The organism is Micromonospora noduli (genome assembly GCF_003264365.1).
Classification (GTDB): Bacteria; Actinomycetota; Actinomycetes; order Mycobacteriales; family Micromonosporaceae; genus Micromonospora; species Micromonospora noduli.
On record NZ_PYAK01000016.1, the window covers coordinates 1 to 23,948 of the forward strand.

Sequence of the window (23,948 nt, forward strand, 5' to 3'; positions counted from 1 at the left end):
GGCGGCGAAGCGCGCGGCGCCGGCCAAGAGCGCGGCGGCCAAGCGCACGACGGCGAAGCGCGCGACGCCGGCCAAGAGCGCGCCGGCCAAGCGCACGACGGCGAAGCGCGCGACGCCGGCCAAGAGCGCGCCGGCGAAGCGCACCACAGCGAAGCGCACGGCACCGGCCAAGAGCGCGGCGGCCAAGCGCACGTTGACGCCGTCGACCGGTGGCGGGACGGCGGCCGGCGGGATCCGGACCGGACGGGGTACGGGTCGGTCGGTCCGCAGTTCGCAGGTGATCTCGTCGATCGCGGATCGGCCGGAGCGGCCGGGGCGGAGTTTGATCACGGCGAACCATGAGGTGATCCAGCGCTGGGCCCAGGAGCGCGGGGCGAAGCCGGCGACCATCGCGGGCACCGAGCGGGATGGCCGGGCGGGTGTGTTGACCTTCAACATTCCCGGATACCGGGAAAGCAGCCGGATTCGCGAGATCACCTGGGATGAGTGGTTCTACACCTTTGACCTGCGGCGGCTGAACCTGATTTATCAGGAACAGTTGCGGGACGGCCGGCAGAGCAACTTCTTCCGGACCGAGTCACCTGATCGGGAAGACGGTTGAGGTGTTTGCGGGAATGGCCGACGGGTACCCGGCTGTTGCCAACGGACGAGGCCGGAGCAGCGGATACTCGCCAGTTGTGACCGGCGAGACAGCCGTTCTGGGTTGAATCCAGAATCCGGGCGAACTAGCTTTATTGCACCGCGCCACGTTTGGAAACGTTCGGGGGAGCGGCGGATCGATCAGATCCGCGCACCAGACGAGGCGCGAGGGGACGGGTGGAATAACCGTTGGGGGACGGTTCCCACCTGTTTGGACCGGCGGCGTGAGCGGGCGATGCTTACGGGGGTGAGTGTTGCCCGCCGCCGCCGGCCCCGCCGGCGGGCGCCCACCACGACCTCAGGGACGTGGTGGGCGCTTTGCGTCGGTTATCCGGTCGGTACGCGGTCTGCGGGGGTTGCCGGCTCCGGGTCGACAGCCCGGCGCAGCGCGGCGACGTGCCGCTCCCGGGATGGTCCGGCGAGCAGGTGCCCGAGCGCGGCCAGCAGACCCAGCCCGCCCACGATCAGCCAGTGCCGGTCGCCGAGGTGCTGGAGACTCACCCCGCCGAGGGTGGGTGCGACGAACGCCGCGGCTGGGAACGTCAGGTAGAAGACCGACTGGTAACGCGCTCGTAGCTGCGGTGGCGCCAGGTCCGCGTTGATCTGCGCGTTGGGCGGGGCGGCGAGCATCGAGCCGACCGTCCAGACCACTGCGGCACCCAGGTAGATGGCCAGTTCGTCGGCGATAGCGAGCGCCCCGAAACCGAGCGCGAGCAGCGCCGTGGAGGCGGCCAGCACGACGTCCTTGCGGTGCCGGTCGATCAGCCGGGGCACGAACAACTGCCCGACCACGATCAGCGCGCCGCCGAGCGCCACCACCAGCCCGTACGCCGATGGGCCCAGGCCGTCCGCGCGCATGGCCAGCGGCATGATGGTCGACGTCTGCATGGTGAGTACGGCCAGCACGAAGGTGAGCCCGACGAACACCAGGAAGGTGCGGTCGGTGAGCGCGGTGTGCAGTCCCGGCCGACGGGTCCGGATGGATTTCGGTGCCGCTGTGGCGGGCGGTGGGTCGGCCGCTGGCCGGGCCAGCCGCAGGGTTTCGGGCACCTTCCAGGCGATCACGGCTGCGGCGGTCAGGGTGGCGCCCGCGTCGACCAGGAACAGTGCGGTGAAGCTCGCCTCGGCCAGGACTCCGGCGAGCAGAGAGGCGACCGCCATGCCCAGGTTGAACGCCCAGAACTGAAGGTTGAACGCCCGCGAGCGACGCTCGGCGGGCACCACGTCGACGATCGCCGCCACGAACGCCGGACTGGGCATCGAGTGGACCACGCCGATCAGCGCGGAGAGCACCGCGATCAGCAGCAGGGGTCGGGTGAAGGCGAGCGCCACCATCAGGCCGACAGTGGCCAGGTGCGCGGCGAGCAGGGTCGCCCGGCGTCCCCACCGGTCGGCGAGCACCCCGCCGAGCAGCACGCCGGCCGCCCCACCGGCCCCGTACGCGCCGACCACGGTGCCGGCCAGCCCTTCGCTCGCGCCGCGTACGTCGGTGAGGTAGAGCGAGAGGAACAGCATGGCGAACGCGCCGGCCCGGTTGATCAGCAGGCCGGCCCAGAGGTACCAGAAGGTGGCGGGTAGTCCGCCTGCGGTGTCGTGCCACCAGCGCCGCAGGGCGTGCACCCGACCTCCCGACAGTTCAGGTTGTTAACTGTTTCCACTGCACAGTAGGAACTCCGGCACGGCCGCGCCACTCATTACGCCTCGGCGGGCTGTGGGGCACGGGACGTGGTGGCCGGTGCCAGTGCGTCACCGGAGCGCCGCAGCGCGGCCGCACGCCGTTCCCGGGCCGGCCCCGACACCAGGTGGGCCACCGCGGTCAGGAGGCCGAGCGCGGCGCAGCCGTACCAGAGGGTGTCGTTGCCCGCGTGCTCGCGCACCAGGCCACCGAGGATCGGCGCGCTGGCCCCGGCGATCTGCCACGAGAGGGAGAACACGCCCTGGTAGCGACCGCGCAGCTCGGCAGGGGAGAGCTCGGCGATCAGCGTGGAGTTGGAGGGCGAGTTCAGCATCTCGCCGACCGTCCAGATCAGCACTGTCAGCCCGTAGAACCAGGGGGTGCCGGCGAACGCGGTCAGCCCGAACCCCACGCCCATCACCACGGACGCCAGCGCGAGCACGTGCGAGCGGCTCCGACCCCGGATCAGTCGGGGCACGAAGAGCTGGCCGACCACGATGAGGATGCCGTTGAGCGCGATCACCGAGCCGTAGGTGGCGGGGCTCAGACCGTCGTCGCCCATCGCGATCGGCAGCATCGAGATGTGCTGGAGGAACACCAGCGCGGCGAACAGGTTGAGTGCCACGAAGCCGAGGTAGACCCGGTCGGTGAGGATCGTGCGCAGCGCGCCGCGCGGAGCCGCTGCCGCCGTGGCGGCGGTGGCGGGGCCTGTCTGTCGGGTCTCCGGCACCTTGCTGAAGATGATCAGCGCGGTGATCAGCATGGTGGCCGCGTCGACCACGAACAGCAGCAGGTAGTCGGCCTGGGCGGCCAGGCCGGCGAGGACGGCCGCGCAGGCGAAGCCCAGGTTGATCGCCCAGTAGTTGAGCGAGAAGGCGCGCAGCCGGTCCTTGGCCGGCACCACGTCGATCATCATCGCCCCGAACGCGGGCCGGGCCGCCTCGGCGAACATGCCGAGCAGCAGCGCGCCCAGCGCCACCGCCCAGAGATCCCGGGCCAGCCCGAGACCGAGCATCATGGCCGCCGCGCCCACGTGGGCGGTGAGCAGCGTCGGCCGGCGGCCCCACCGGTCGGCCAGAGTGCCGCCGGCGGTCGTGCCGAACGCCCCGCCGACACCCCAGAGGCCGATCACCAGGCCGGCCTGCGAGGCCGAGAAGCCACGTTCCTGGGTCAGGTAGATGGCGAGGAAGACGAGGACGAACGAGCCGAGTCGGTTGATCAGGGTGCCGGACCACAGGTACCAGAAGGTGGTCGGTAGGCCGCCGGTGGTGTCCCGGAACCAACTCCGCATCGTCCGCATATGGCGCCCCGCTTGCAAGTAATGACCGATGTGACTGGCGTGCCTTACAACCCTAGTGGCGGCCGGATCTGCTGGTCATCAGCTTTTTCACGTGGTGGTCGTCACGACGGCTGCCCGCGTGTCCGTCGGGCGGTTGAGGCAGGATGATCCGCATGACTGCGAGCGAAGGGCCCACCGTCGGGACGCTGGTCCTGCTGCGACACGGTGAGAGCGACTGGAATGCCAAGAACCTCTTCACCGGCTGGGTGGACGTCGACCTGACGGAGAAGGGCGAGGGCGAGGCGCGGCGCGGCGGCGAGTTGATGCGCGAGCACAGCCTGCTGCCGGACGTCGTGCACACCAGCGTGATGCGCCGTGCGATCCGCACCGCCGAGCTGGCGCTCAACGCCGCCGACCGGCACTGGATCGCTGTGCGCCGGTCGTGGCGGCTCAACGAGCGTCACTACGGCGCCCTGCAGGGCAAGAACAAGAAGCAGACCCTCGACGAGTACGGCGAGGAGCAGTTCATGCTCTGGCGCCGGTCGTACGACACGCCACCGCCGCCCATCGACGACAACGACGAGTGGTCGCAGGTGGGTGACCCGCGCTACGCGCTGCTGCCGACCGAGCTGATGCCCCGCACCGAGTGCCTCAAGGACGTCGTCGACCGGATGCTGCCCTACTGGTACGACTCGATCGTGCCGGACATCCTGGCCGGCCGGACGGTGCTGGTGGCCGCGCACGGCAACTCGCTGCGCGCCCTCGTCAAGCACCTCGACCAGATCTCCGACGAGGCGATCGCCAAGCTGAACATCCCGACGGGCATCCCGCTGCGCTACGACCTCGACCCGCAACTGCGCCCGCTCACTCTGGGCGGCACCTACCTCGACCCGACCGCTGCGAAGGCAGCCGCCGCGGCGGTGGCCAACCAGGGGCGCTGAGCCACCAGAAGAGGGGCCCCTCGTCATCGCGAAGAGCGATGGCGAGGGGCCCCTTCCGTGTCGGTCAGTTACTGCTGGGCGCGCTCTCCCCGGTGATCAGGTAGATCACGTGCTCGCCGGCGTTGACCGCGTGGTCGGCGAAGCGCTCGTAGAAGCGGCCCAGCAGGGTGGCGTCGATCGCCGTCTCCACCCCGTACGGCCAGTCGTCGCCGAGCAGCACGGCGAACAGGTTCTTGTGCAGCTCGTCCATGGCGTCGTCGTCGCGGTCCAGTTCGCCGGCGAGGTCGGCGTCGGGCTTCGCCAGCACCGAACCGATCTTCACGGCCATCCGGTCGGCGATCTCGGACATCTCGGTGAAGACAGTCCGCAGCTCGGCCGGGACGGCGGGGGAGGGGTGCCGGCGCAGGGCGGTCTTCGCCACGTGCTCGGCGAGGTCGCCCATCCGCTCCAGATCAGCGGCCACGTGCAGCGCGGTGATCATCGCCCGGAGGTCGGAGGCGACCGGCGCCTGTCGGGCGAGCAGGTCACAGACCCGCTCCTCGACGTGCCGGTAGAGGTCGTCGATCTCGGCGTCCCGCTCGATGACCGTCTCGGCGGCCTGCCGGTCGGCGGTGAGCAGGGCCCGGGTGGCCTGGCGCATGGCGGCGCGGACGCCCTCCGCCATGTCCACCAGCAGTTGGCTGACGATCTGGAGGTCGGCCCGGAACTCGTCGCGCATCATCACGTCCTGTGGTCGGTCGCCGCCGACGGGTGCCGGCGCAGGGGGTTGAGCAGGTGCGACGCCAACGGTAGGGCGCGTGGACGGATCCCGGATGAACCACGGTGAACGACGCCAGACGTGGGGGTGAACACTTCCGTAAGTGAGGGTAGTTCGTCCCGTTCTGTGTGGTAGCCAGGTTAACAATGACCCTACGATCGCCGGGTGGAGTGGGCGGTGGCGGTCGTGGTGGCTCTGGCGTTGGTGGCCGGGATGGCCGCCGGTCTGCTGCTGCCCCGGTTCCTGCCGAGGCGGGACGGTCACTCCACGTCGACGGGGAGCGTCAGCTTCCGCTGGAGCAGGGGGAGGCCCGCGATAGCCGACGAGCAGCAGGCCGGGCTCGGCCGCCGGACGATCGACTCACTCCGGGCCGGTGTCGTGGTTCTGGACAACGACGACGTCCCCGTGTTGATCAACCCGGCCGCCCGCGCGATGGGGCTGCTGCGTACCGGCAGCACTCCGGGCTCAATCGCCGCGCACCCGCTGATCCGTACCCTCGCCGGCCAGGTGCGACGCACCGGCGTGCGACGCGAGATCGAGCTGGACCTGCCCCGAGGTCGCGACAGCGCGGGGGAGAACCCGCTCGGCGTGCACCTGCGGGCGATGGGTCTGGGCAACGGCTTCGTCGCGGTCGAGGCGGTCGACGTGACCGAGTCGCACCGGCTGACCCGGGTACGACGAGACTTCGTGGCCAACGTGAGCCACGAGCTGAAGACCCCGATCGGTGCCCTGCAACTGCTCGCCGAGGCGTTGCTGGACGCGACCGAGCCGGCCGACGCCGCGGTACCCGACCTCTCCGAGGACCTGGTGGCCGCCCGCCGGTTCGCCGAACGGATCCAGCACGAGTCGACCCGGCTGGGTCGACTGGTGCAGGAGTTGCTGGAGCTGACCCGCCTGCAGGGGGCTGAGCCGCAACCGCCACCGGAGCCGGTAGCGCTGGACTGGGTGATCGCCGAGGTGGTCGACCGGACCCGCACCACGGCCTCCGCCCGGGGTGTCGCGGTGACCGTGGACGGGGCGCGTGGTCTCACCGCTTACGGCAGCGACTCCCAACTCGCCACGGCGGTGGCGAATCTGGTGGAGAACGCCATCAACTACTCGGGCGAGGACACCACGGTGCGGGTGACCCTCCGCGGCGACGACGAGCACGTCGAGGTCGCCGTCGCTGACCAGGGCATCGGTATCGCCCCCACCGACGTCGACCGGATCTTCGAGCGGTTCTACCGGGCCGACCAGGCCCGCTCGCGTGCCACCGGCGGCACCGGGCTCGGTCTGGCGATCGTGAAACACATTGCGAGCAACCATGGCGGACGGGTCGAGGTGTCGAGCACTCTTGGTGGTGGATCGACGTTCACCCTCCGGCTGCCCGCCAGTCCACCGGATGACCTCCTGGCGACACTGCCGCCGGTTGGGATCGAGTCCGGTCCGACTGGGCTACGGCAGGTCTGACAGCAAATGGAAAGGAAATCCCCGTTGAGCCGCGTTCTCGTGGTCGAGGACGAGGAGTCGTTCTCCGACGCCTTGTCGTACATGCTCCGTAAGGAGGGCTTTGAGGTTTCGGTCGCCGCGACCGGCACCGACGCCCTCACCGAGTTCGACCGGACCGGCGCCGACATCGTGCTGCTCGACCTGATGTTGCCCGAGATGTCGGGGACCGAGGTCTGCCGGCAGTTGCGGCAGCGCTCCGCCGTACCGATCATCATGGTCACCGCCCGGGACAGCGAGATCGACAAGGTGGTCGGGTTGGAGATCGGCGCCGACGACTACGTCACGAAGCCGTACTCGCCGCGGGAACTGGTCGCCCGGATCCGGGCGGTGCTGCGCCGGCAGAGCCCGGAGGTGGCCGAGGCGGGTGCGCCGACGCTGGCCGCCGGGCCGGTGCGGATGGACATCGAGCGGCACGTGGTGACCGTCGACGGCGGGGCCGTACAGCTGCCGCTGAAGGAATTCGAGCTGCTGGAGCTGCTGCTGCGCAACGCGGGCCGGGTGCTCACCCGCGGCCAGCTCATCGACCGGGTCTGGGGCGCCGACTACGTCGGTGACACCAAGACGCTGGACGTGCACGTCAAGCGGCTGCGCTCCAAGATCGAGCCGGAGCCGTCCGCGCCGCGCTTCATCGTGACCGTGCGGGGTCTGGGCTACAAGTTCGAGCCGTGATCGGCGTACCCGAAGGGGGTCTGCGCTCGACGCAGGCCCCCTTCGGCCTGTCGGCCCTTGAGCGGCGGGCCAGCTCCGAGAGCTGAGCCGTCTGTGCGGCGGGGGCGAGTCCGTTGATGCGGCCCCTTTGGAGCTGATGTCACAGACGAGTCATCCGCCGACGTCGTGGAGCCGACGTCGTGGAGCCGGTGTCGTGGAGCCGGTGCCGGTGCCGATGTCGTAAACGAGTCAGCTCCAAAGGCGTTTCACCCGACGCACCGGCTCCTTGTCCGCGGCTAGACCTCGTCGGCCGGGTGCGGGGCGATCATGCCCTGCTTCGTCCTGGTCGCGCACAGCTCGGCCAGCCGCTCGTAGGCGGCAGCGCCGATCAGCGCGGTCAGCTCCGGGGAGTACGACAGGTACATCGGCTCGGTGCCGACGTGCGCGTCCGTCGAGGAGGTGCACCACCAGTCCAGGTCGTGCCCGCCGGCTCCCCAGCCCCGCCGGTCGAACTCGGACAGGGTGGAGACCAGCACCTTGCTGTTGTCCGGTCGCTTCACCCAGTCCTGATCGCGGCGGATCGGCAGCTGCCAACAGACGTCCGGCTTGTATTCCAACGGGTGCACCCCGTCGCGTAGCGCCTGGGCGTGCAGGGCGCAACCGCCCCCGCCGGCGAAGTCGGCGTCGTTGAGGAACACGCACGGACCGTCGGCCCCCTGGGTGGCGGTGCGGCGGGCCGGGTTCTTGCCGTCGATGGTGTCCTCGTCGGTCCAGTTCTTGAACCCGCGCCGGAAATGCTGCCAGGTCGACGGGGTGAGTCGCCGGACGGCGTTGCGAACCCGCTTCTCGTCGTCCGAGTCGGTGAAGAACGCCCCGTGCGAGCAGCAACCGTCGGCGGCCCGGCCGGCGATGATGCCGTGGCAGCCCTTGCCGAAGATGCAGGTCCAGCGGGAGAGCAACCAGGTCAGGTCGGCCCGGATCACGTGCGTCTCGTCGGCTGGGTCGGTGAACTCGATCCACTCCCGAGGGAAGTCCAGGGGCACCTCGCGACTGCGCGGGTCACCCGGGTCGTCCACCAGCACACGGAGCTCCATCGTCACTCGGCCCAGCGTACGCGCGGTCACGTCCGCAGGCCGGTGAGCCGCGCAAACGTGTTGCGCCTAGGGTCTTCACCATGCGACTGGGTGTCCTCGACGTCGGATCCAACACGGTGCATCTCCTTGTGGTGGACGCGCACCACGGCGCGCACCCGTGGCCGGCGCACTCCGAGAAGGTGGTGCTCCGGCTGGCCGAGCAGATCGGCCCAGACGGCGCTCTGACCGAGGCGGGCGCGGACGGCCTGGTCAAGGCGGTGGGCATGGCCAAGGCGGCGGCCACCGGGTTGGCGGCCGACGACCTGATCGCTTTCGCCACGTCCGCGGTGCGCGACGCCACCAACGCCGCCGAGGTGCTGGCCCGGGTCCGGGACGAGACCGGCGTACGCCTGGCGGTGCTCTCCGGGGCGGACGAGGCGCGGATGACGTTCCTGGCGGTACGGCGGTGGTTCGGCTGGTCGGCGGGCCGCCTGCTGGTGCTTGACATCGGTGGCGGCTCGTTGGAGATCGCCGCCGGCATCGACGAGGACCCGGACGTCGCGGTCTCCCTGCCACTCGGGGCCGGTCGGCTGACCCGCGAGCGTCTGCGGGTCGATCCGGCCAGTGCGGCCCCGCCTTCGGCGGAGGCCGTCGACAAGCTCCGCGAGTACGTGGACGGCCGGCTGGACAAGGTCGTCGACCAGATGACGGAGGTGGGCTGGGGCCGCGCGGTGGCCACCTCGAAGACGTTCCGCACCCTGGCCCGACTGGCCGGGGCGGCCCCGTCCGGTTCCGGGCTGTGGGTGCGACGCAGCCTGACCCGGGCCGGCTTGCGGCAGGTCATCGGTTTCATCCGGCACATCCCACCGGCGCAGTTGATGGAGCTGGAGGGGGTCAGCGCGGGTCGGGCCCACCAGTTGCTGGCCGGTGCCGTGGTCGCCGAGGCGGTGATGCGCCGCCTGGATCTGGACTCGCTGGACATCTGCCCGTGGGCGCTGCGGGAGGGTGTCATCCTCCGCCGCCTCGATCAACTGGAGCCGATCTGATCCGGCGGCCGTTTTCGGTCGATTTGCCGGCGCTCGTCACGATGCCCCCGGCGCTGCCGGGCTACGCTGGCTGATGTGACTTCCCGCGTTCCAGTGCTCCTGTCCAGCTCGTCGGTCTTTCCCGAGCCGACCGCGGCGGCGTTCCAACTGGCCGCGGCGCTCGGCTACGACGGCGTCGAGGTGATGGTCTGGACCGACGTGGTCAGCCAGGACGCGGGCGCTCTGCGCGGCCTCTCCACGCACTACGACGTGCCGGTGCTCTCGGTGCACGCGCCCTGCCTGCTGGTTACCCAGCGCGTGTGGAGCCCGGACCCGTGGGAGCGCCTGCGCAAGGCCGCCGAGCTGGCCGAGACGCTGGGCGCGCCGACTGTCGTGGTGCACCCACCGTTCACCTGGCAGCGCGACTACGCGCGCAACTTCGCCGAGGGTCTGGCCACCGTCGCGGACCGGTTCAGCGGGCTGCGCTTCGCTGTGGAGAACATGTACCCGGTGCGGATGGCGGGCCGGCAGTTCGTCCCGTATGTGCCCGGCTGGGATCCGACCGACGCCGGCTACCCGTCGTACACCCTGGATCTGTCGCACTGCGCGGCGTCGCACAGCGACCCCCTGGAGATGGCCGACCGGATGGGCGCCGGGCTGGCGCACGTACACCTCGGCGACGGCACGGGCGAGGGCCGCGACGAGCACCTGGTGCCCGGGCGCGGCACCCAGCCCTGCGGGGAGCTGCTCTCCTCGCTGGCCGGCCGGGGTTTCACCGGGGCGGTGGCGGTGGAGGTCGCCACCCGGGGCGCGAAGAGCCGCGCGGTGCGCGAGGCGGACCTGCGCGCCGCGCTGGAGTTCGCCCGCCAGCACCTGACCGCGTCGTCACCGGTCGACGCCTGACCCGTCCGCCCACGATCGGGCGGCAACGGTGTCAGCTGACCGGTGAGAGGGAATCGGCGGCGGAGGTCGGCTGCGGGGCGACAGTGACCTGCTCGCCGACCGCCGCCCGCTTGCGGGCCCGGTGCGCGGCGACGTGCGAGCGGGTGGCGCAGCGCTCCGAGCAGAACCGCCGGCAGCAGTTGGACGACGTGTCCAGGTAGACGTTGCCGCACCGCTCGTCGGCGCAGACCCCGAACCGGGCGCTGCCGTACTCGCAGAGCCAGACCGACAGCCCCCAGACCGCGCCGGCCAGATATTCGGCACTGACCGAGGCGCCCCGACTGGTCACGTGCATGTGCCAGTCGCTGGAGTCGTGCCCGGAGATGCGCGGCTGCACCGGGAACGCCTCGAGCAGCGCGTTCAGCTCGGTGACCGCCTGGGCGTCCCGCCCCGAGGTGCCGTACTCGAAGACGTCGCGCAACCGTTTCTGCGCCCGGCGGAAAATCGCCACGTCCCGGTCCGCGACCTCGTCGCGCATCCAGGCGTTCTCGTCGGGGAAGAGGGCCCGCAGGTCGTCGAGGTCGTCCAGGCGGGCGTTGACCAGGTCAACGCCGGTCCGGGCGTACGCGTCGAAGTTCACGCCCCCAACGGTAGACGACTCAGCGGGTGCGCGGCGCGTCGATGTAGTGCGGCAGGAAGCGCGCGTAGCCGTCGGTGATCAGACTCGCGCTCTCCCGCACACCCACGCCGGCCGATTCGCCGTCGACGATCCAGCTGCCCAGCACCATCCGGTTGCCGGCGAACTGCGGCAACGCCCGGAACTCCTGGTAGCACCAGCCCTCGTCGCCGTAGATCCCCGGGTTGGTGATCTCCTCATCGGCGGTGACGATGCGCACCGATCCGCCCTCGCGGCCGAGCAGCGGCTTGGCGACGTACTCCCGCATGCCGCGCGGCGAGTCGAGGTACGCCGGGAGCAGGTACTCGTGGCCGGGGTACAGCTCCCAGAGGACCGCGAGCAGCGCCTTGTTGGAGAGCAGCAGCTTCCAGGCCGGCTCGATCCAGGTGGTCGGGGTGCCCGGGGCCAGGGCCGCCGGCCCGTACGGCTCGGCCAGCATCCACTCCCACGGGTAGAGCTTGAAGCAGGTGGTCACCGGGTTGTCGTCGGCGTCGACGAAGCGTCGGCCGTCCCAGCCGATCTCCTGGATGGGTTGGAGTTCGACGCTCAGGCCGGCCTGTCGGGCGGTCTCGGCGAGGTACCCGGCGGTCATGTGGTCCTCGCCGGACTCCTCCTCGTTCGACCAGAGCACGTGCACCCGGGGGTCGTGCAGCCCCGCCCCGATCTTGGCCCAGGCGCCGACCAGCCGCTCGTGCAGGCTGTTCCACTGGTCCAGCTCCGGCCGGGTCTGCTCCAGCCAGTACCACTGGATGATGCTCGCCTCGACCAACGCGGTGGGGGTGTCCGCGTTGTACTCCAACATCTTCGGAGGCCAGGTGCCGTCGTACGCGAGGTCGAAGCGCCCGTACAGGGTCGGTGGGGCCTCCCGCAGCGACCGGGCCACCGCCTCGGCCGCCCACTCCGGGATGCCGAACTCGGCGTACCGGCGCTGCGCCACCACGTGCTCGGCGGCGGCCACCGACATCCGATGCAGCTCCTCGGTGGCCTCCTCCAGCCGCAGCACCTCGTCCAGGTCGAAGGCGTACGCGGCGGTCTCGTCCCAGTACGACATGATCCCGCCGTCGGGCAGCTCGGTGTCGACGTAGACCAGCCCCTGCGACCGGATGGTGGCGTCCCAGTCGGGGCGCGGCGTGACCGTCTCGCGGCGCACGTCAGCCGCCGCAGGCGGCGAGGTGGGTGCCGAATCCACCGCGTTCGGGCAGGGCGGCGGTGGTCGGCTCCGGGGCGGTGCGACCGGCGGCCGGGTCGGTGACGCGCATCGCGAGCGCGACGGTGTCGCCGCCGCCGACCGGCCCGAGGGCGCAGTCGTCGTCATCGTCGTCGTCCGAGGTCATGTTGCAGCCGGAGAGGGCGAGCGCGAGAGCGGTGAGCGCGCCGAGCTGCACGGAGGCCGAGCGGAGTCGGCGGCGGGGGCGTTGGTCCACGGCATCGTTGTAGCCGATCGACGCCACCGCCGCCGCCCCGCCCCCGGGCCGAGGTGCCCCGGCCGCCCCTCGGCGGGGCCCCTGGCAGGGGCGTTACGCTCGGCTCATGCTCCGTTCCGTCATCCTCGCCGCCTCCCGGTCATCCCAGGTCGAGCGGCTCGTCGCGACTGCCCCGTACACCCGGGACGTCGTCCGCCGGTTCGTCGCCGGCGCCGCCACCGACGACGCGTTGCGCGCGACCCGCGGGCTCGTCGACGACGGCCTCGCGGTCACCCTCGACCACCTTGGTGAGGACACCGTCCGCCCCGAGCAGGCCACCGCCACCCGGGACGAATACCTGAAACTGCTGAAGATGCTCGGCGCCGCTGGGCTCACCCCGGCCGCCGAGGTGAGCGTGAAGCTCTCCGCCCTCGGCCAGATGTTCGACGAGCAGTTGGCGTACGACAACGCACGGGCGATCTGCGCGGCGGCCGACGCGGCGGGCACCACCGTCACCCTGGACATGGAGGACCACACCACCACCGACTCGACGTTGGAGGTGCTGAGCCGGCTGCGCAAGGACTTCCCGTCGACCGGCGCGGTGCTCCAGGCGTACCTGCGGCGGACCGAGTCGGACTGCCGGGAGCTCTCCTCGGCCGGGTCGCGGGTGCGGCTGTGCAAGGGCGCCTACAAGGAGCCGGAGTCGGTGGCGTACCAGTCGGCCCGTGAGGTGGACAAGTCGTACGTGCGCTGCATGAACATCCTGATGTCCGGCGACGGTTACCCGATGCTGGCCACCCACGACCCGCGGATGATCGCCATCGGTGAGGACCGGGCCCGGTGGTTCGACAGGGGTCCCGAGCGTTTCGAGTTCCAGATGCTCTACGGCATCCGCCCCGAGGAGCAGGCCCGGTTGGCCGGGGACGGCTACACCGTGCGCACCTACGTCCCGTACGGCGACGAGTGGTACGGCTACCTGATGCGCCGGCTCGCCGAGCGCCCCGCCAACCTGGTCTTCTTCGGCCGTGCCCTGATCTCCAAGAAGTAGTTCCTCCGGTTCGGCGAAACGGGCCGGCGGCGACCCCTCGGGTCACCGCCGGCCCGTTTCCGGTATCCGGCTTGCCAACGTTGGCTAAGTGGCTTAGCTTTAAGGCTATGACAACTAGCCAGGTGCGGCGGGACGGCGGACACATCGCGTACGAGGTGCAGGGCGAGGGGCCGTTGGTGGTCCTCGCGCACGGCATGGGCGAGAACAGGGCGAGCTTCCGGCACCTCGTGCCGCTACTGGTGGCCGCCGGTCACCGGGTCGCCTCGGTCGACGTCCGGGGCCACGGCGAGTCCAGCGCCGGCTGGTCCACGTACGCCCCGGCGGAGGTCGGCGCGGACCTGTTGGCCGTGGTCCGCGACCTCGATGCCGGCCCGGCCGTGCTGGTCGGCAGCTCGTCCGCCGCTGCGGCGGTGGTCTTCGCCGCCACCGACGTGCCCGAGCTGGTCACCGGCATCGTGCAGATCGGCGCGTTCGTCGGTCAGCCGAAGCTCAACCCGCTGCTGCGGATGGCGATGTGGTCAGTGCTGCACAGCCCTCGACTGTTCGGGATGTTCCACAACACACTGTTCCCGGTGCACCGACCCGCCGACGACGCCGCGTACCGCCGCTCGATGGTCGCCAACCTGCGCGAGCCCGGTCGGATGGCCGCGACGCGCGGCGTGATCGCACCGGCCGAGCCGCACTGGACCGCCCGCGCCCCGCAGGTGCGGCAACCGGTGCTGGTGCTGATGGGGTCCAAGGACCCGGACTTCCCCGACCCGGGAGCCGAGGCGCGGGCCGCCCGGCGGCTCTTCGGCACCGCCGAGGCCCGGATGATCGAGGAGTCCGGCCACTACCCGCACGCCGACCGGCCGCAGCGCACCGCCGAGGAACTGCTCGGCTTCCTGGCGGTGTGCGCCGGTGCCTAGGGTCGGCCTGAACCAGCAGACCGTCGTACGGGAGGCGGCCCGGCTGGCCGACGAGGTCGGCTTCCAGCAGCTCACCCTCGCCGCGCTCGCCAGCCGGCTCGGGGTGGCGCTGCCCAGCCTCTACAAGCACGTGCGCGGGGCGGACGCGTTGGCCCAGAAACTGGCCGTCCTGGCCACCGCTGAGCTGGCCACCGAGATGACCACCGCCGCCGTCGGCCGCTCCGGTGGCGACGCGCTCCGGGCCCTGGCGGACGCCTACCGTGACTACGCCCTCCGGCACCCCGGCCGCTACCCGGCGACGCAGCGGGTGCCCGACCCGGCCGACCCGGAACACGTCGAGGCGGGCGAACGCGCCGTGGGTGCCATCTTCGCGGTGCTGCGCGGGTACGGGCTGACCGGTGACGACGCGGTGGACGCGACCCGGGCGCTGCGCAGCGCCCTGCACGGCTTCGTGACCCTGGAGGCCGCGGGTGGCTTCGGTCTGCCCCGCGATATCGACCGCTCGTACCACCAGTTGGTCGCGAGCATGGACATCTCGTTCCGCTCCTGGCCGCGCACCGGCGGGTGAGCGAGCGGCCGGGCCGATCGGCCCGGGGCGGCCTCGTCGCATCCAGGTAGTGGTCGTACCCTTCGGCGGGTGATTGACGAGGTGCAGCAGCCAGCACCACGGCGGCTCTGGCCGCTGTGGACGGTGCTCGTGGTGGTCCTCCTGCTGCTGGGCTGCGGCCTGCCGGCGGCGCTCGTCGTCGGAGTGATCCGGGAGACAGGCTCGCGCCCCACTGTCAGCCGGGTCGGCTCCTCGGCGGCCGACGACCCGGCCACCGCCGTGGCCCGCGGGCTGTCCGACCGGATCACCGCCCAGCTCCACCGGCAGTCCGCGGCACTCCTCGGCGGCGACCGCGCCGGCTTCCTCGCCGTCGCCGATCCCGCCGCCCACAACGATCTGCGCCGACGCTTCGCCGCGTTACGCGAGCTCAAGGTGACCGGCTGGCGGGCCGAGCCGAGTGGCCTGCCCGTGCCGATCATCGGCAAGCCCGGCGAGTGGCGGCTGCTGGTGCGCTTCCAGTACTGCTTCGTCACGCCGAACTGCCGGCCCAGCCCGGTGCTGATCGGCACCCGGTGGCGGGAGAACGGCGACCAGCCCCGGATGGTCGCCATGGAGGAATCCAAGTCGGTGGAGACCGGCACGCGACCGTGGGAGATCAGCGACCTGGCGGTCGCCATCGGCGCGCGGACCATCGTCGCCACCACCCCGGCGCTGCGCGGCAAGCTGCCCGGCCTGCTCGCCCAGGCCGAGGCGGCGGCGAAGGTCGCTGACGGGTACGCGGTGACCGGCTCCCCGCCGGACCGATACCGGGTCTTCTACGCCGGGCGCACCGAGTGGCAGCGTTGGTACGGCGGGGAGCGCCCGGAATGGACCGGCGGTTACGCGGTCACAGTGGGTGGCGGCCACCACGAGGTGGTGCTCAACGCCGAAGGGCTCTCCAACAGCGGCACCGACGACCTGCTGCGGCACGAGCTGACCCACGCGGCGTCGTTGCCGGAGCGCGGCTACCCGGGCAAGCTCACCTGGTGGTTGGTCGAGGGCCTGGCCGAGTTCGCCGGTGCCGGCGGCCAGGCGGTCGACCGGTACGAGGGGATCGCCGACGTGCGCAAGATGGTCCGGGGCGGCTGGGACGGCAAGTTGGAGGGCGTCAACCCCGCCGACGATGCCTCCGCCGAACGGGTGGCCGCCAGCTACGGCATCGGCTACCTGGCCGTCCGGCACCTCGTCGACCGGTACGGGCCGCTGCGGCTGCTCACCTTCTTCAAGACCGTGGTGCACGACGGCAGGACCATCGACGCGGCCTCCGAGAAGGCGTTCGGTGAGCAGTGGTCGACGCTGCACGACGAGTGCGTGGCGTACGTCCGCGCCACCGCCGCCTGACGCAGCTCCGAGGCGGTGCGGCGGTGCGCCGTACCATCGATGGGTGCGCCGTCCTCAGTCGTCACGGCCCGCCAGCACCATGCGGCCCCGCCTGCTCATCGCCCTGACCGCCGTCGTCGTCCTCACCGCCACCACCGCCGCCTCCTGCGGCGACGAAGGGCCCGATCTCGCGCTGGCGTCGGCCGCCCGCAACCCGGTCACCGAGGTGATCGACGCACCCGCCACGGTGACCGCCCGCGCCGCCGCCACCCTCACCGCTCCCGCCGACGGCACCCTGTCCGGCCTGCGCGTCCAACCCGGACAACGGGTCAAGCGCGGTCAGGTGCTGGCGGTGGTCGACTCACCGAGCGCGCAACAGCGTCTCCGCCAGGCCAAGGAGGCGCTGGCCGCCGCGAAGCGCGCCGGCCGGGGCGTCGGAGCGGGCAGCCTGACCAGCAGCCGGCGTGGCACCGACAAGGCCGCCGACGAGGCGTTCGACGCGGCCCGGAAGGCCGCCGAGAAGATCGCCGACCCGCAACTGCGCGACGCGCTACTCACCCAGGTGACGTCCGCGCAACGCCAGTACGCGGCCGCCGCGCGCAGCGCCGACCAGGCGGTCCGCGCGGTGCAGCGGGGGATCAACGGCTTGAGTTCCGCCGTCGGCGCGCTCTCCGCGGCGCAGCGGCTCCAGGCCCAGCAGGCGTACGACCTGGCGAAGGCGACAGTCGACGCGCTGACCCTGCGTGCCCCGATCGCCGGGGTGGTGCAGCCCGGCGGCACCCGGGCCGGCGGAGGCGCGAATGCCGGTCTGGCCGGGCTGCTGGAGCAGGCCGGTGGCGCGCAGGCGGCCGGGCTCGACCCGTCCGTGCTGGCCCCCAGCCAGGGTGGGCCGCCGGCCGGCGTGGACGACGCGGTCGCGGTCGGTGGTCAGGTCACCGCCGGTACACCGGTGCTGACCGTGGTGGACACCGGGCAGTTGGGTCTGCTCGCCGAGGTGGACGAGACCGACGTGCTGCTGGTCAAGGCCGGCGTGCCGGCCACTGTCGAGTTGGACGCCGTTACCGGCGCCAGCTATGACGCCACCGTCCGCTCGGTCGACGTGCTGCCCACCAGCTCCGCGCAGGGCGGGGTCACCTACCGGGTCCGCCTCGCGCTGGGCGCCGGGAAGCTGGCCGAGGACGAGCCGGCCCCGACGCCCCGCCCCGGCATGAACGCGATCGTGCACCTGCGGGTACGTGAGGCCGTCGACGCGGTGACCGTCCCCGCGTCGGCGGTGTTCTCCGCCGACGGCCGGGACGCGGTCTGGGTGGTCCGTGACGGCAAGGCGGGCCGGGCGCCGGTGACCGTGGGCGTCCAGGGGTCCGACCTCGTGCAGATCCTCAACGGCGTGCAGCCCGGCGACCGGATCGTGGTGCGCGGTGCCGACCAGGTCCGCGACGGCCAGGAAGTCCAGTGACCGAACCCGCCGTCGCAGATCGGCCGGCAGGGGAGCGAATTCCGGCCATCGAGGCGGTGGACGTGTCCCGGACGTACCAGCTCGACGGGGTGTCGGTGGAGGCGCTGCGCGGGGTGTCGCTCACCGTGCAGCCGGGGGACTACGTGGCCCTGGTCGGTCCGTCCGGCTCGGGCAAGTCCACCCTCATGCACCTCCTCGGCGGGCTGGACCGGCCCACCGGTGGCCGCCTGGTGATCGGCGGGCGGGACGTCAACGCCCTCGCCCCACCGGAGATGGCGACCCTGCGCAACGAGACGATCGGCTTCGTCTTCCAGGCGTTCCACCTGTTGCCGCGTACCTCGGCGGTGGAGAACGTTGCGTTGCCCCTGGTCTACCGGGGGGTGTCGGCCCGGCAGCGGCGGGAGCGGGCGGCGGCGATGCTGGGCCGGGTCGGCCTCGGGCACCGGCTGGATCACCGGCCCAACCAGATGTCCGGCGGTGAGCAGCAGCGGGTGGCGATCGCCCGCGCGCTGGTCACCGAGCCGACGGTGCTGCTGGCCGACGAACCCACCGGCAACCTGGACAGCGTCACCGGCGCCGCCGTGCTGGAGCTGTTGGAGCAACTCAACGCGGAGTCGGGGGTGGCGCTGGTGATGGTCACCCACGACCAGGAGGTGGCGGCCCGCGCTCACCGCCGGATCACCATGCGCGACGGGGTGGTCGTGGCGGACAGCGCCGACCCGCGCTCCGCTCATGATCGACCGCCGTCCGTTGATCACGGTCGACCTGCGACACTGGTCCCCGCTCCCAGCGCGGAGCCCCGGTCCGCGTCCGGAAGCGGTCCGGGGCACCCGTCCGGTGGCTCCGGTGGCGCCGCCGGAGCCACCGGGCGCCTTCCGCGCGAGGTCGAGCGGCCCGGAGGTACGGGGTGAGAGTCGCCGAGGCGTGGCGGGTGGCGCTGGACGCCCTGCGGGCCAACCGGCTGCGTAGCGCGCTGACCATGCTCGGGGTGATCATCGGGGTGGCCTCGGTGGTGCTGCTGGTGGCCATCGGCACCGGCACCAAACAGAAGGTCGAGCAGCAGGTCGAGGGCCTCGGCTCCAACCTGCTGCTGGTCGTCCCCGGCCGGATCGAGGTGGGCAACGCGCCGGTCGTCTCGCCGCTGACCCTCAAGGACGTGGACGCCGTCACCCGGGTGGTCGGCGACCCCGACCGGGTGGCGGTCACCGTCGCCTCCGGGGCTACCGCGCGGGCCGGTGCCCGTTCCGACTTCACCACAGTGCAGGGCGTCCTGGAGACGACCCCGGCGGTGTTCACGCGCTCGCTGGCGCGGGGACGCTACCTCACCGGCACGGACGTGGACACCAGCCGACGGGTGGCGGTGCTCGGTGACTCGGTCGCCCGTGCGCTCTTCCCCGACCGGGACCCGCTCGGTCAGCAGGTGGCGCTGGCCGGGGTGCGGTTCCGGGTGATCGGAGTCTTCGCGCCCCTCGGCCAGAGCCTCGGCGTCGACCGGGACGACGAGGTGCACGTGCCGGTGACCGCCGCGCAACGACTCTGGGGCACCCAGCGGGTCGACGGCATCGCGGTGAAGGCGCCGGACCGGGAGCGGATCGACGAGCTGGGCGAACGGATCGTCGCCGAGCTGAACCGCCGCCACCCGGACACCGAGTTCAGCGCGGTCACCCAGCAGCAGATCCTCGGCGTGCTCGGCGACATCCTCGGTGTCCTCACCGGCGTGCTGGCGGCCATCGCCGGCATCTCGCTGCTCGTCGGCGGCGTCGGCGTCTCCAACATCATGCTGGTCAGCGTCCGGGAGCGGACCCGGGAGATCGGGCTGCGCAAGGCCGTCGGCGCGCGTCCCCGCGACATCGGCGTGCAGTTCCTGCTGGAGGCGGTGCTGCTCACCACGATCGGCGGGCTCACCGGGATGGCGCTGGGCGTGGGAACCGCACTGCTGGTCGACGCGCTGTCGCCAATTCCGGCGGCGATCACCTGGTGGTCGTTGGCGCTCGCCTTCGGCGTTTCGGCGGTGGTGGGCATCGTCTTCGGGGTGGTCCCCGCGCAGCGCGCCGGCCGCCTCGACCCGGTGGTCGCGCTGCGCACCGAATGAGCACCCGGACCAACCGGACGACGGACGCGCACGGGCGGATACCAGGAGCACGGATCGGGTGAACAGGCCACCGAAGCATGATCAGTTGCAGGAAGGGATCGCGCCGGTCACAACCGCCCCGCTACCGTACTGGTAACACGCGCGTCGTCGGCCCGGCCCGGAGCATCCGTCGGGTTGGCACGCGCCGGGCATGGGATGGGTCGGTGAGCCATGGCCGGGTCACAGTCCGACGGACGGCTGTCGGAGGTCAAGTTCCTGACCGTCGCGGAGGTGGCGACGGTCATGCGGGTGTCAAAGATGACTGTCTATCGCCTGGTGCACAGCGGTGAGCTCACCGCCGTCCGGGTCGGCCGGTCATTCCGGGTGCCCGAGCATGCGGTGCACGAATATCTCCGGGGTGCCTTTCAGGAGACCGCCTGAGCCACCGCCCCGCCCTCCGATCGCCAGTTGACCGGCATCGGTGGGCGTAAGGAGTGAGCTTGCGGGCCGCGCTGTCGCGAACCAGAGGCGGCCGCGACGGGGGCGCGTTGGTCCGGCTGACGCCCTCCGGCTACCCTGGAGCCCGACCGAGACCCCACCGGTGCGCCCCGCCGCCCAGACTGGTCCGGTCCGTTGTCCGCAAGCGGTCGCCGTCGCCACCTGCGTGGTGTCATCCGGTCCGCCCCGCACGTTGTATCGAAAGGCTGTCGTATGGGCTCGGTGGTCAAGAAGCGCCGTAAGCGCATGGCTAAGAAGAAGCACCGCAAGCTGCTGCGCAAGACCCGCGTCCAGCGTCGCCGTCTCGGCAAGTGATCGCCGCCGGGCTGTCGGCCCGGCGTTCGGCGTCACTTGCCAAACTGTCGACCTCCGGAGGCTCAGGTGATCAGGCCGTGGTCGTCCCGGCTCGGTCCATCCTGCCGGCGTAGGTGCGTCAGATGACCCCCGGTGGCACCTCAGGTGCTCCGGGGGTCGTCGTCGTCACCGGAGTGGGCCGTTACCTGGGCGCCCACGTGGCGGCCCGACTGGCCGCCGACCCGCGCATCGAGCGGGTCATCGGGGTCGACGCACCGGACTCCGGCACCGAGTTCACCGACCTGCTGGACCGGGTCGAACGCATCCGCGTCGACAGCGGCTCCCTCGGTGGCCTCCTCGCCGACCTGGACGTCGACGCGGTGGTGCACCTCGCGCTGGTCACCTCACCCGATCCGGCGCATGGCGGCCGGTCCGCGATGAAGGACCAGAACGTCATCGGCAGCATGCAGATGCTCGCCGCCTGCCAGCGGGCACCTCGACTGCGCAAGCTCGTGGTCCGCTCGTCGACCGCCGCGTACGGGGTGTCGTTCCGGGATCCGGCGGTCTTCACCGAGGAGACCGAACCCCGCGAGGTGCCGCGCGGCGGTTTCGGCCGCGACATCCTCGACCTTGAGGGGTACGTGCGCGGCTTCCGCCGCCGCCGACCCGACGTCACCGCCACGGTGCTGCGCTTCGCCCCGTTCATCGGCTCGACCGCCGACACCACGTTGACCCGCTACTTCTCGCAGCCCTTCGTGCCGACCGTCTTCGGCCGTGACCCCCGCCTGCAGTTCCTGCACTTCGACGACGCGTTGGAGGTGCTGCACCGGTCGATCGTGGAGGACCATCCCGGCACGTACAACGTCGCCGGCCCCGGGGTGCTGTCGCTGTCCCAGGCGATCCGACGTGCCGGGCGGGTCGCCGTCCCGGTGCTGGAGCCGGGTCTGTCCGGGGCCGCCGCGCTGGCCCGCACCATGGGCTTCGGCCGCTACGGCCTGGACCAGGTCGACCTCTTCGTGCACGGCCGGGTGGTCGACACCAGCCGGCTTGAGCAGGAGTACGGCTTCACGCCCCGGTCGACCGCCGAGGCGTTCGAGGACTTCATCCGGGCCCATCACGGTGGGGTGGTGGTCACCCGGGGTCAGCTGGCCGCCGCCGAGCAACTCGTCCTGGACGGCATCCGGCAGGTCCGTTCAGCGGTCCGGGAGCGGTCATCGTGAGCGCGAGGAGTGAGCCGGTCTTGCGAGCCCCGCAGTCGCGAACCGAGGCGGCATCATGAGTGGGCCGGAGGAGGGGCGCGACCCGCAGTCGGTCGGGCGTTTCGACGTACCGCAGCAGGTGCCCGCGCCGGACGCGGAGCCGGCGCGGCGCAACGGACATCGACCGGCCGCGCAGGCCGCGCCGATCCCGACGGAACCGCCGGCCTCGACCACGCCGCCGGCCTCAGCCCCGACCCCGACCTCAGCCCCGACCTCGACCTCGACCCCTTCCGACGAGGTCGACGCCGGGTTGACCGGCGGCACCGAGCCTGCGGTGTCGGACCGGCCCGGGGACCACTGGGACCGCAAGGTCGCGAACGGGTTGGCGTTCCTGCGCCGGCGGCTCTCCGGTGACTACGAGGTCGACGAGTTCGGTTTCGACTCGGAGTTGACCGACGCGGTCTTCCACCCGCTGCTGCGGCTGCTCTACCGGGACTGGTTCCGCACCGAGGTCAGTGGGGTGGAGCACGTCCCCGTGGACGGGCCCGCCCTGGTGGTCGGCAACCACTCCGGGACTGTGGCACTGGACGCCCTGATCCTCTCGGCGGCGCTGCACGACAAGCACCCCGCCCACCGCTACCTGCGGCTGCTCGGCGCCGACCTGGTCTTCCGGATGCCGGTGGTCTCCGAGTTGGCCCGCAAGACCGGCGGCACTGTGGCCTGCAACCCGGACGCCGAGCGGCTGCTCGGCGGCGGCGACCTGGTCGGTGTGTTCCCCGAGGGCTTCAAGGGCATCGGCAAGCTCTACGCCGACCGTTACAAACTGCAACGCTTCGGGCGGGGCGGGTTCGTCTCGGCGGCGCTGCGCACCGGCACCCCGATCGTGCCCGTCGCCATCGTCGGCGGCGAGGAGATCTACCCGATGCTCGCCGACATCAAGCCCCTGGCGCGGCTGCTGAAGCTGCCCTACTTCCCGGTCACGCCGACGTTCCCGCTGCTCGGCCCGCTGGGCATGGTGCCGCTGCCCAGCAAGTGGCTGATCGAGTTCTGCCCGCCGATCCCCACCGCCCACCTGACCGACTCGGCGGACGACCCGCTGGTGGTCTTCAACCTCGCCGACCAGGTGCGGGAGACCATCCAACAGACCCTGCACACCCTGCTGGAACGACGGCCCGACCCGTTCGGCCCCTAGGGTCTCTCAGCTGGCGCGGCGGCGGCGCTGTAGGGCCAGGCCGGCGGTGACCGCGCCCGCGACCAGCCCGGCGGCCGCGGTCGACGGTACGGCGATCTTGACCGCTCGGCGGCCGGTGCGGAAGTCCCGCACCTCCCAGCCGTGCTGGCGGGCCTGCCGCAGCAGGGCGCCGTCCGGGTTGACCGCCACCGCCCGGCCCACCGCGCAGAGCAGCGGCAGGTCGTTCGCCGAATCGCTGTAAGCCGCGCAGCGGAACAGGTCGAGCCCTTCCACGGCGGCGAGCTGGGTGACCGCCTCAGCCTTGGCCGGCCCGTGCATCAGGTCACCCACCAACCGCCCGGTGTACGCCCCGTCCAGCACCTCGGCCACCGTGCCGATGGCACCGGTCAGGCCGAGCCGGGCGGCGATCACCCGGCCGATCTCGACGGGGGCGGCGCTGACCAGCCAGACCCGCTGACCGGCGTCCAGGTGACGCTGAGCGAGCTGGTGGGTGCCGGCCCAGATCCGGGGGGCCATCATCTCGTCGAAGATCTCCTCGGCGAGGTGTTCGACCTCGTTGACCCGCCAGCCCTGAACGAAGGCCAGCGCCGCCTCCTTGGCCACTGACATGTCACCGGCGTGCTCCCGGGCCAGCAGCCGGAAGCGGAGCTGTTGCCAGGCGAATCGGGCCAGGTCGACGGTTGTCACGTAGTTTCGGGAGGCGAGACCACGGGCGAACCAGTAGATCGACGCGCCCTGCATCATCGTGTTGTCCACGTCGAAGAACGCCGCGGCGGTCGGGTCGGGTGCGCTGACCGGGGCCAGGTCGGTCTCCGCCCAGGCTGCGGTGTGCCCCTCGGCGTCGGTGCTGACCGTCACCTTACGGCTACGCGCCACGCGAATCCCTTCCT

At 71.8% G+C, this 23,948-nt stretch carries 24 protein-coding genes and 1 pseudogene; 17 read left to right on the forward strand and 8 right to left on the reverse strand.

Annotation, left to right across the window (positions count from 1 at the left end; all coding sequences use genetic code 11):
- Positions 1-601 (forward strand): annotated as a pseudogene (locus tag GUI43_RS34595) (hypothetical protein); the annotation flags it as partial.
- 365 nt (positions 602-966) lie between these two features.
- Here GUI43_RS34595 and GUI43_RS14845 read toward each other — a convergent pair.
- Both GUI43_RS14845 and GUI43_RS14850 read right to left on the reverse strand, forming a co-directional pair.
- Positions 967-2,259, reverse strand: coding sequence for an MFS transporter (locus GUI43_RS14845; RefSeq protein WP_112699071.1), 1,293 nt, complete (start codon positions 2,257-2,259; stop codon positions 967-969).
- A gap of 74 nt (positions 2,260-2,333) precedes the next feature.
- A complete protein-coding gene (locus GUI43_RS14850) occupies positions 2,334-3,614 on the reverse strand; it encodes an MDR family MFS transporter (protein ID WP_112699072.1) in 1,281 nt (426 codons plus the stop codon).
- Between the two features lie 152 nt (positions 3,615-3,766).
- On the opposite strand from GUI43_RS14850, the gene GUI43_RS14855 reads away from it, so the two are divergent.
- Complete coding sequence (locus tag GUI43_RS14855) at positions 3,767-4,534, forward strand: phosphoglyceromutase (protein ID WP_091403562.1); 768 nt, start codon at positions 3,767-3,769, stop codon at positions 4,532-4,534.
- A gap of 64 nt (positions 4,535-4,598) precedes the next feature.
- Here the strand turns inward: GUI43_RS14855 and phoU are convergent, their stop codons facing one another.
- Positions 4,599-5,252: a phosphate signaling complex protein PhoU gene (gene phoU, locus GUI43_RS14860; RefSeq protein ID WP_091403559.1), complete on the reverse strand. Its 654-nt coding sequence runs from the start codon at positions 5,250-5,252 to the stop codon at positions 4,599-4,601.
- Positions 5,253-5,456: 204 nt separating this feature from the next.
- Between phoU and GUI43_RS14865 the strand changes: the two genes are divergently transcribed.
- The gene (locus GUI43_RS14865) at positions 5,457-6,740 is read left to right on the forward strand and encodes a sensor histidine kinase (RefSeq protein WP_112584227.1); all 1,284 of its coding nucleotides are present in this window, start codon (positions 5,457-5,459) and stop codon (positions 6,738-6,740) included.
- A 24-nt stretch (positions 6,741-6,764) separates the two neighbouring features.
- Positions 6,765-7,448 (forward strand): response regulator, encoded by a 684-nt coding sequence (locus tag GUI43_RS14870; RefSeq protein WP_030329696.1) that lies wholly within the window; start codon positions 6,765-6,767, stop codon positions 7,446-7,448.
- A 275-nt stretch (positions 7,449-7,723) separates the two neighbouring features.
- Here GUI43_RS14870 and GUI43_RS14875 read toward each other — a convergent pair whose 3' ends face one another.
- Positions 7,724-8,521: a DUF3109 family protein gene (locus GUI43_RS14875; protein WP_112584228.1), complete on the reverse strand. Its 798-nt coding sequence runs from the start codon at positions 8,519-8,521 to the stop codon at positions 7,724-7,726.
- An 80-nt stretch (positions 8,522-8,601) separates the two neighbouring features.
- Here GUI43_RS14875 and GUI43_RS14880 point away from each other — a divergent pair, with 80 nt between their 5' ends.
- Together GUI43_RS14880 and GUI43_RS14885 are read left to right on the forward strand one after the other, a co-directional pair.
- A complete protein-coding gene (locus GUI43_RS14880; protein WP_112584229.1) occupies positions 8,602-9,546 on the forward strand; it encodes a Ppx/GppA phosphatase family protein in 945 nt (314 codons plus the stop codon).
- Between the two features lie 75 nt (positions 9,547-9,621).
- A complete protein-coding gene (locus tag GUI43_RS14885; protein WP_112584230.1) occupies positions 9,622-10,428 on the forward strand; it encodes a sugar phosphate isomerase/epimerase family protein in 807 nt (268 codons plus the stop codon).
- Positions 10,429-10,459: 31 nt separating this feature from the next.
- Here GUI43_RS14885 and GUI43_RS14890 read toward each other — a convergent pair whose 3' ends face one another.
- The 3 genes from GUI43_RS14890 to GUI43_RS14900 are packed head-to-tail and all read right to left on the reverse strand — an operon-like array spanning position 10,460 to position 12,507.
- A complete protein-coding gene (locus GUI43_RS14890; protein ID WP_091402753.1) occupies positions 10,460-11,047 on the reverse strand; it encodes a CGNR zinc finger domain-containing protein in 588 nt (195 codons plus the stop codon).
- Between the two features lie 19 nt (positions 11,048-11,066).
- The gene (locus GUI43_RS14895; protein ID WP_112584231.1) at positions 11,067-12,233 is read right to left on the reverse strand and encodes a glutathionylspermidine synthase family protein; all 1,167 of its coding nucleotides are present in this window, start codon (positions 12,231-12,233) and stop codon (positions 11,067-11,069) included.
- Between the two features lies 1 nt (position 12,234).
- Positions 12,235-12,507 (reverse strand): hypothetical protein, encoded by a 273-nt coding sequence (locus GUI43_RS14900; protein WP_225855034.1) that lies wholly within the window; start codon positions 12,505-12,507, stop codon positions 12,235-12,237.
- Between the two features lie 106 nt (positions 12,508-12,613).
- On the opposite strand from GUI43_RS14900, the gene GUI43_RS14905 reads away from it, so the two are divergent.
- The 11 genes from GUI43_RS14905 (at position 12,614) to GUI43_RS14960 (ending at position 23,058) form a co-directional block, all read left to right on the forward strand.
- Positions 12,614-13,534 (forward strand): proline dehydrogenase family protein, encoded by a 921-nt coding sequence (locus GUI43_RS14905; protein ID WP_112584232.1) that lies wholly within the window; start codon positions 12,614-12,616, stop codon positions 13,532-13,534.
- Positions 13,535-13,641: 107 nt separating this feature from the next.
- Positions 13,642-14,442, forward strand: coding sequence for an alpha/beta fold hydrolase (locus GUI43_RS14910; RefSeq protein WP_112584233.1), 801 nt, complete (start codon positions 13,642-13,644; stop codon positions 14,440-14,442).
- Positions 14,435-15,010, forward strand: coding sequence for a TetR/AcrR family transcriptional regulator (locus GUI43_RS14915; protein ID WP_112584234.1), 576 nt, complete (start codon positions 14,435-14,437; stop codon positions 15,008-15,010). Before GUI43_RS14910 ends, GUI43_RS14915 begins: the two co-directional genes overlap by 8 nt.
- Before the next feature lie 69 nt (positions 15,011-15,079).
- Complete coding sequence (locus GUI43_RS14920) at positions 15,080-16,369, forward strand: hypothetical protein (protein ID WP_112699073.1); 1,290 nt, start codon at positions 15,080-15,082, stop codon at positions 16,367-16,369.
- Between the two features lie 79 nt (positions 16,370-16,448).
- Positions 16,449-17,804, forward strand: a complete 1,356-nt coding sequence (locus GUI43_RS14925; RefSeq protein ID WP_112584236.1) for an efflux RND transporter periplasmic adaptor subunit — start codon at positions 16,449-16,451, stop codon at positions 17,802-17,804.
- Positions 17,801-18,715 (forward strand): ABC transporter ATP-binding protein, encoded by a 915-nt coding sequence (locus GUI43_RS14930; protein ID WP_249037759.1) that lies wholly within the window; start codon positions 17,801-17,803, stop codon positions 18,713-18,715. The genes GUI43_RS14925 and GUI43_RS14930 overlap by 4 nt, the downstream gene beginning before the upstream one ends.
- Positions 18,712-19,896: an ABC transporter permease gene (locus tag GUI43_RS14935; protein WP_091402733.1), complete on the forward strand. Its 1,185-nt coding sequence runs from the start codon at positions 18,712-18,714 to the stop codon at positions 19,894-19,896. The genes GUI43_RS14930 and GUI43_RS14935 overlap by 4 nt, the downstream gene beginning before the upstream one ends.
- Before the next feature lie 210 nt (positions 19,897-20,106).
- The gene (locus GUI43_RS14940) at positions 20,107-20,316 is read left to right on the forward strand and encodes a helix-turn-helix domain-containing protein (protein WP_007465625.1); all 210 of its coding nucleotides are present in this window, start codon (positions 20,107-20,109) and stop codon (positions 20,314-20,316) included.
- Positions 20,317-20,586: 270 nt separating this feature from the next.
- The gene (locus GUI43_RS14945; RefSeq protein WP_007465623.1) at positions 20,587-20,688 is read left to right on the forward strand and encodes a 30S ribosomal protein bS22; all 102 of its coding nucleotides are present in this window, start codon (positions 20,587-20,589) and stop codon (positions 20,686-20,688) included.
- A 122-nt stretch (positions 20,689-20,810) separates the two neighbouring features.
- Positions 20,811-21,887: an NAD-dependent epimerase/dehydratase family protein gene (locus GUI43_RS14950; RefSeq protein ID WP_112699074.1), complete on the forward strand. Its 1,077-nt coding sequence runs from the start codon at positions 20,811-20,813 to the stop codon at positions 21,885-21,887.
- A gap of 289 nt (positions 21,888-22,176) precedes the next feature.
- Positions 22,177-23,058: a lysophospholipid acyltransferase family protein gene (locus GUI43_RS14960; protein WP_112584240.1), complete on the forward strand. Its 882-nt coding sequence runs from the start codon at positions 22,177-22,179 to the stop codon at positions 23,056-23,058.
- 6 nt (positions 23,059-23,064) lie between these two features.
- On the opposite strand, the gene GUI43_RS14965 is transcribed toward GUI43_RS14960, so the two are convergent.
- On the reverse strand, positions 23,065-23,934 hold the full coding sequence (locus GUI43_RS14965; protein ID WP_112699076.1) for an HAD family hydrolase: 870 nt from the start codon (positions 23,932-23,934) through the stop codon (positions 23,065-23,067).
- Positions 23,935-23,948: the final 14 nt, after the last annotated feature.

What these genes read in the sequence shown, in the direction of transcription:
- phoU (WP_091403559.1), bottom strand. Translation starts at nt 5,252, where the DNA reads ATGCGCGACGAGTTCCGGGCCGACCTCCAGATCGTCAGCCAACTGCTG.
- GUI43_RS14875 (WP_112584228.1), bottom strand. Translation starts at nt 8,521, where the DNA reads ATGGAGCTCCGTGTGCTGGTGGACGACCCGGGTGACCCGCGCAGTCGC.
- GUI43_RS14945 (WP_007465623.1), top strand. Translation starts at nt 20,587, where the DNA reads ATGGGCTCGGTGGTCAAGAAGCGCCGTAAGCGCATGGCTAAGAAGAAG.
- GUI43_RS14925 (WP_112584236.1), top strand. Translation starts at nt 16,449, where the DNA reads ATGCGGCCCCGCCTGCTCATCGCCCTGACCGCCGTCGTCGTCCTCACC.
- GUI43_RS14940 (WP_007465625.1), top strand. Translation starts at nt 20,107, where the DNA reads ATGGCCGGGTCACAGTCCGACGGACGGCTGTCGGAGGTCAAGTTCCTG.
- GUI43_RS14910 (WP_112584233.1), top strand. Translation starts at nt 13,642, where the DNA reads ATGACAACTAGCCAGGTGCGGCGGGACGGCGGACACATCGCGTACGAG.
- GUI43_RS14855 (WP_091403562.1), top strand. Translation starts at nt 3,767, where the DNA reads ATGACTGCGAGCGAAGGGCCCACCGTCGGGACGCTGGTCCTGCTGCGA.
- GUI43_RS14950 (WP_112699074.1), top strand. Translation starts at nt 20,811, where the DNA reads ATGACCCCCGGTGGCACCTCAGGTGCTCCGGGGGTCGTCGTCGTCACC.
- GUI43_RS14880 (WP_112584229.1), top strand. Translation starts at nt 8,602, where the DNA reads ATGCGACTGGGTGTCCTCGACGTCGGATCCAACACGGTGCATCTCCTT.
- GUI43_RS14905 (WP_112584232.1), top strand. Translation starts at nt 12,614, where the DNA reads ATGCTCCGTTCCGTCATCCTCGCCGCCTCCCGGTCATCCCAGGTCGAG.
- GUI43_RS14850 (WP_112699072.1), bottom strand. Translation starts at nt 3,614, where the DNA reads ATGCGGACGATGCGGAGTTGGTTCCGGGACACCACCGGCGGCCTACCG.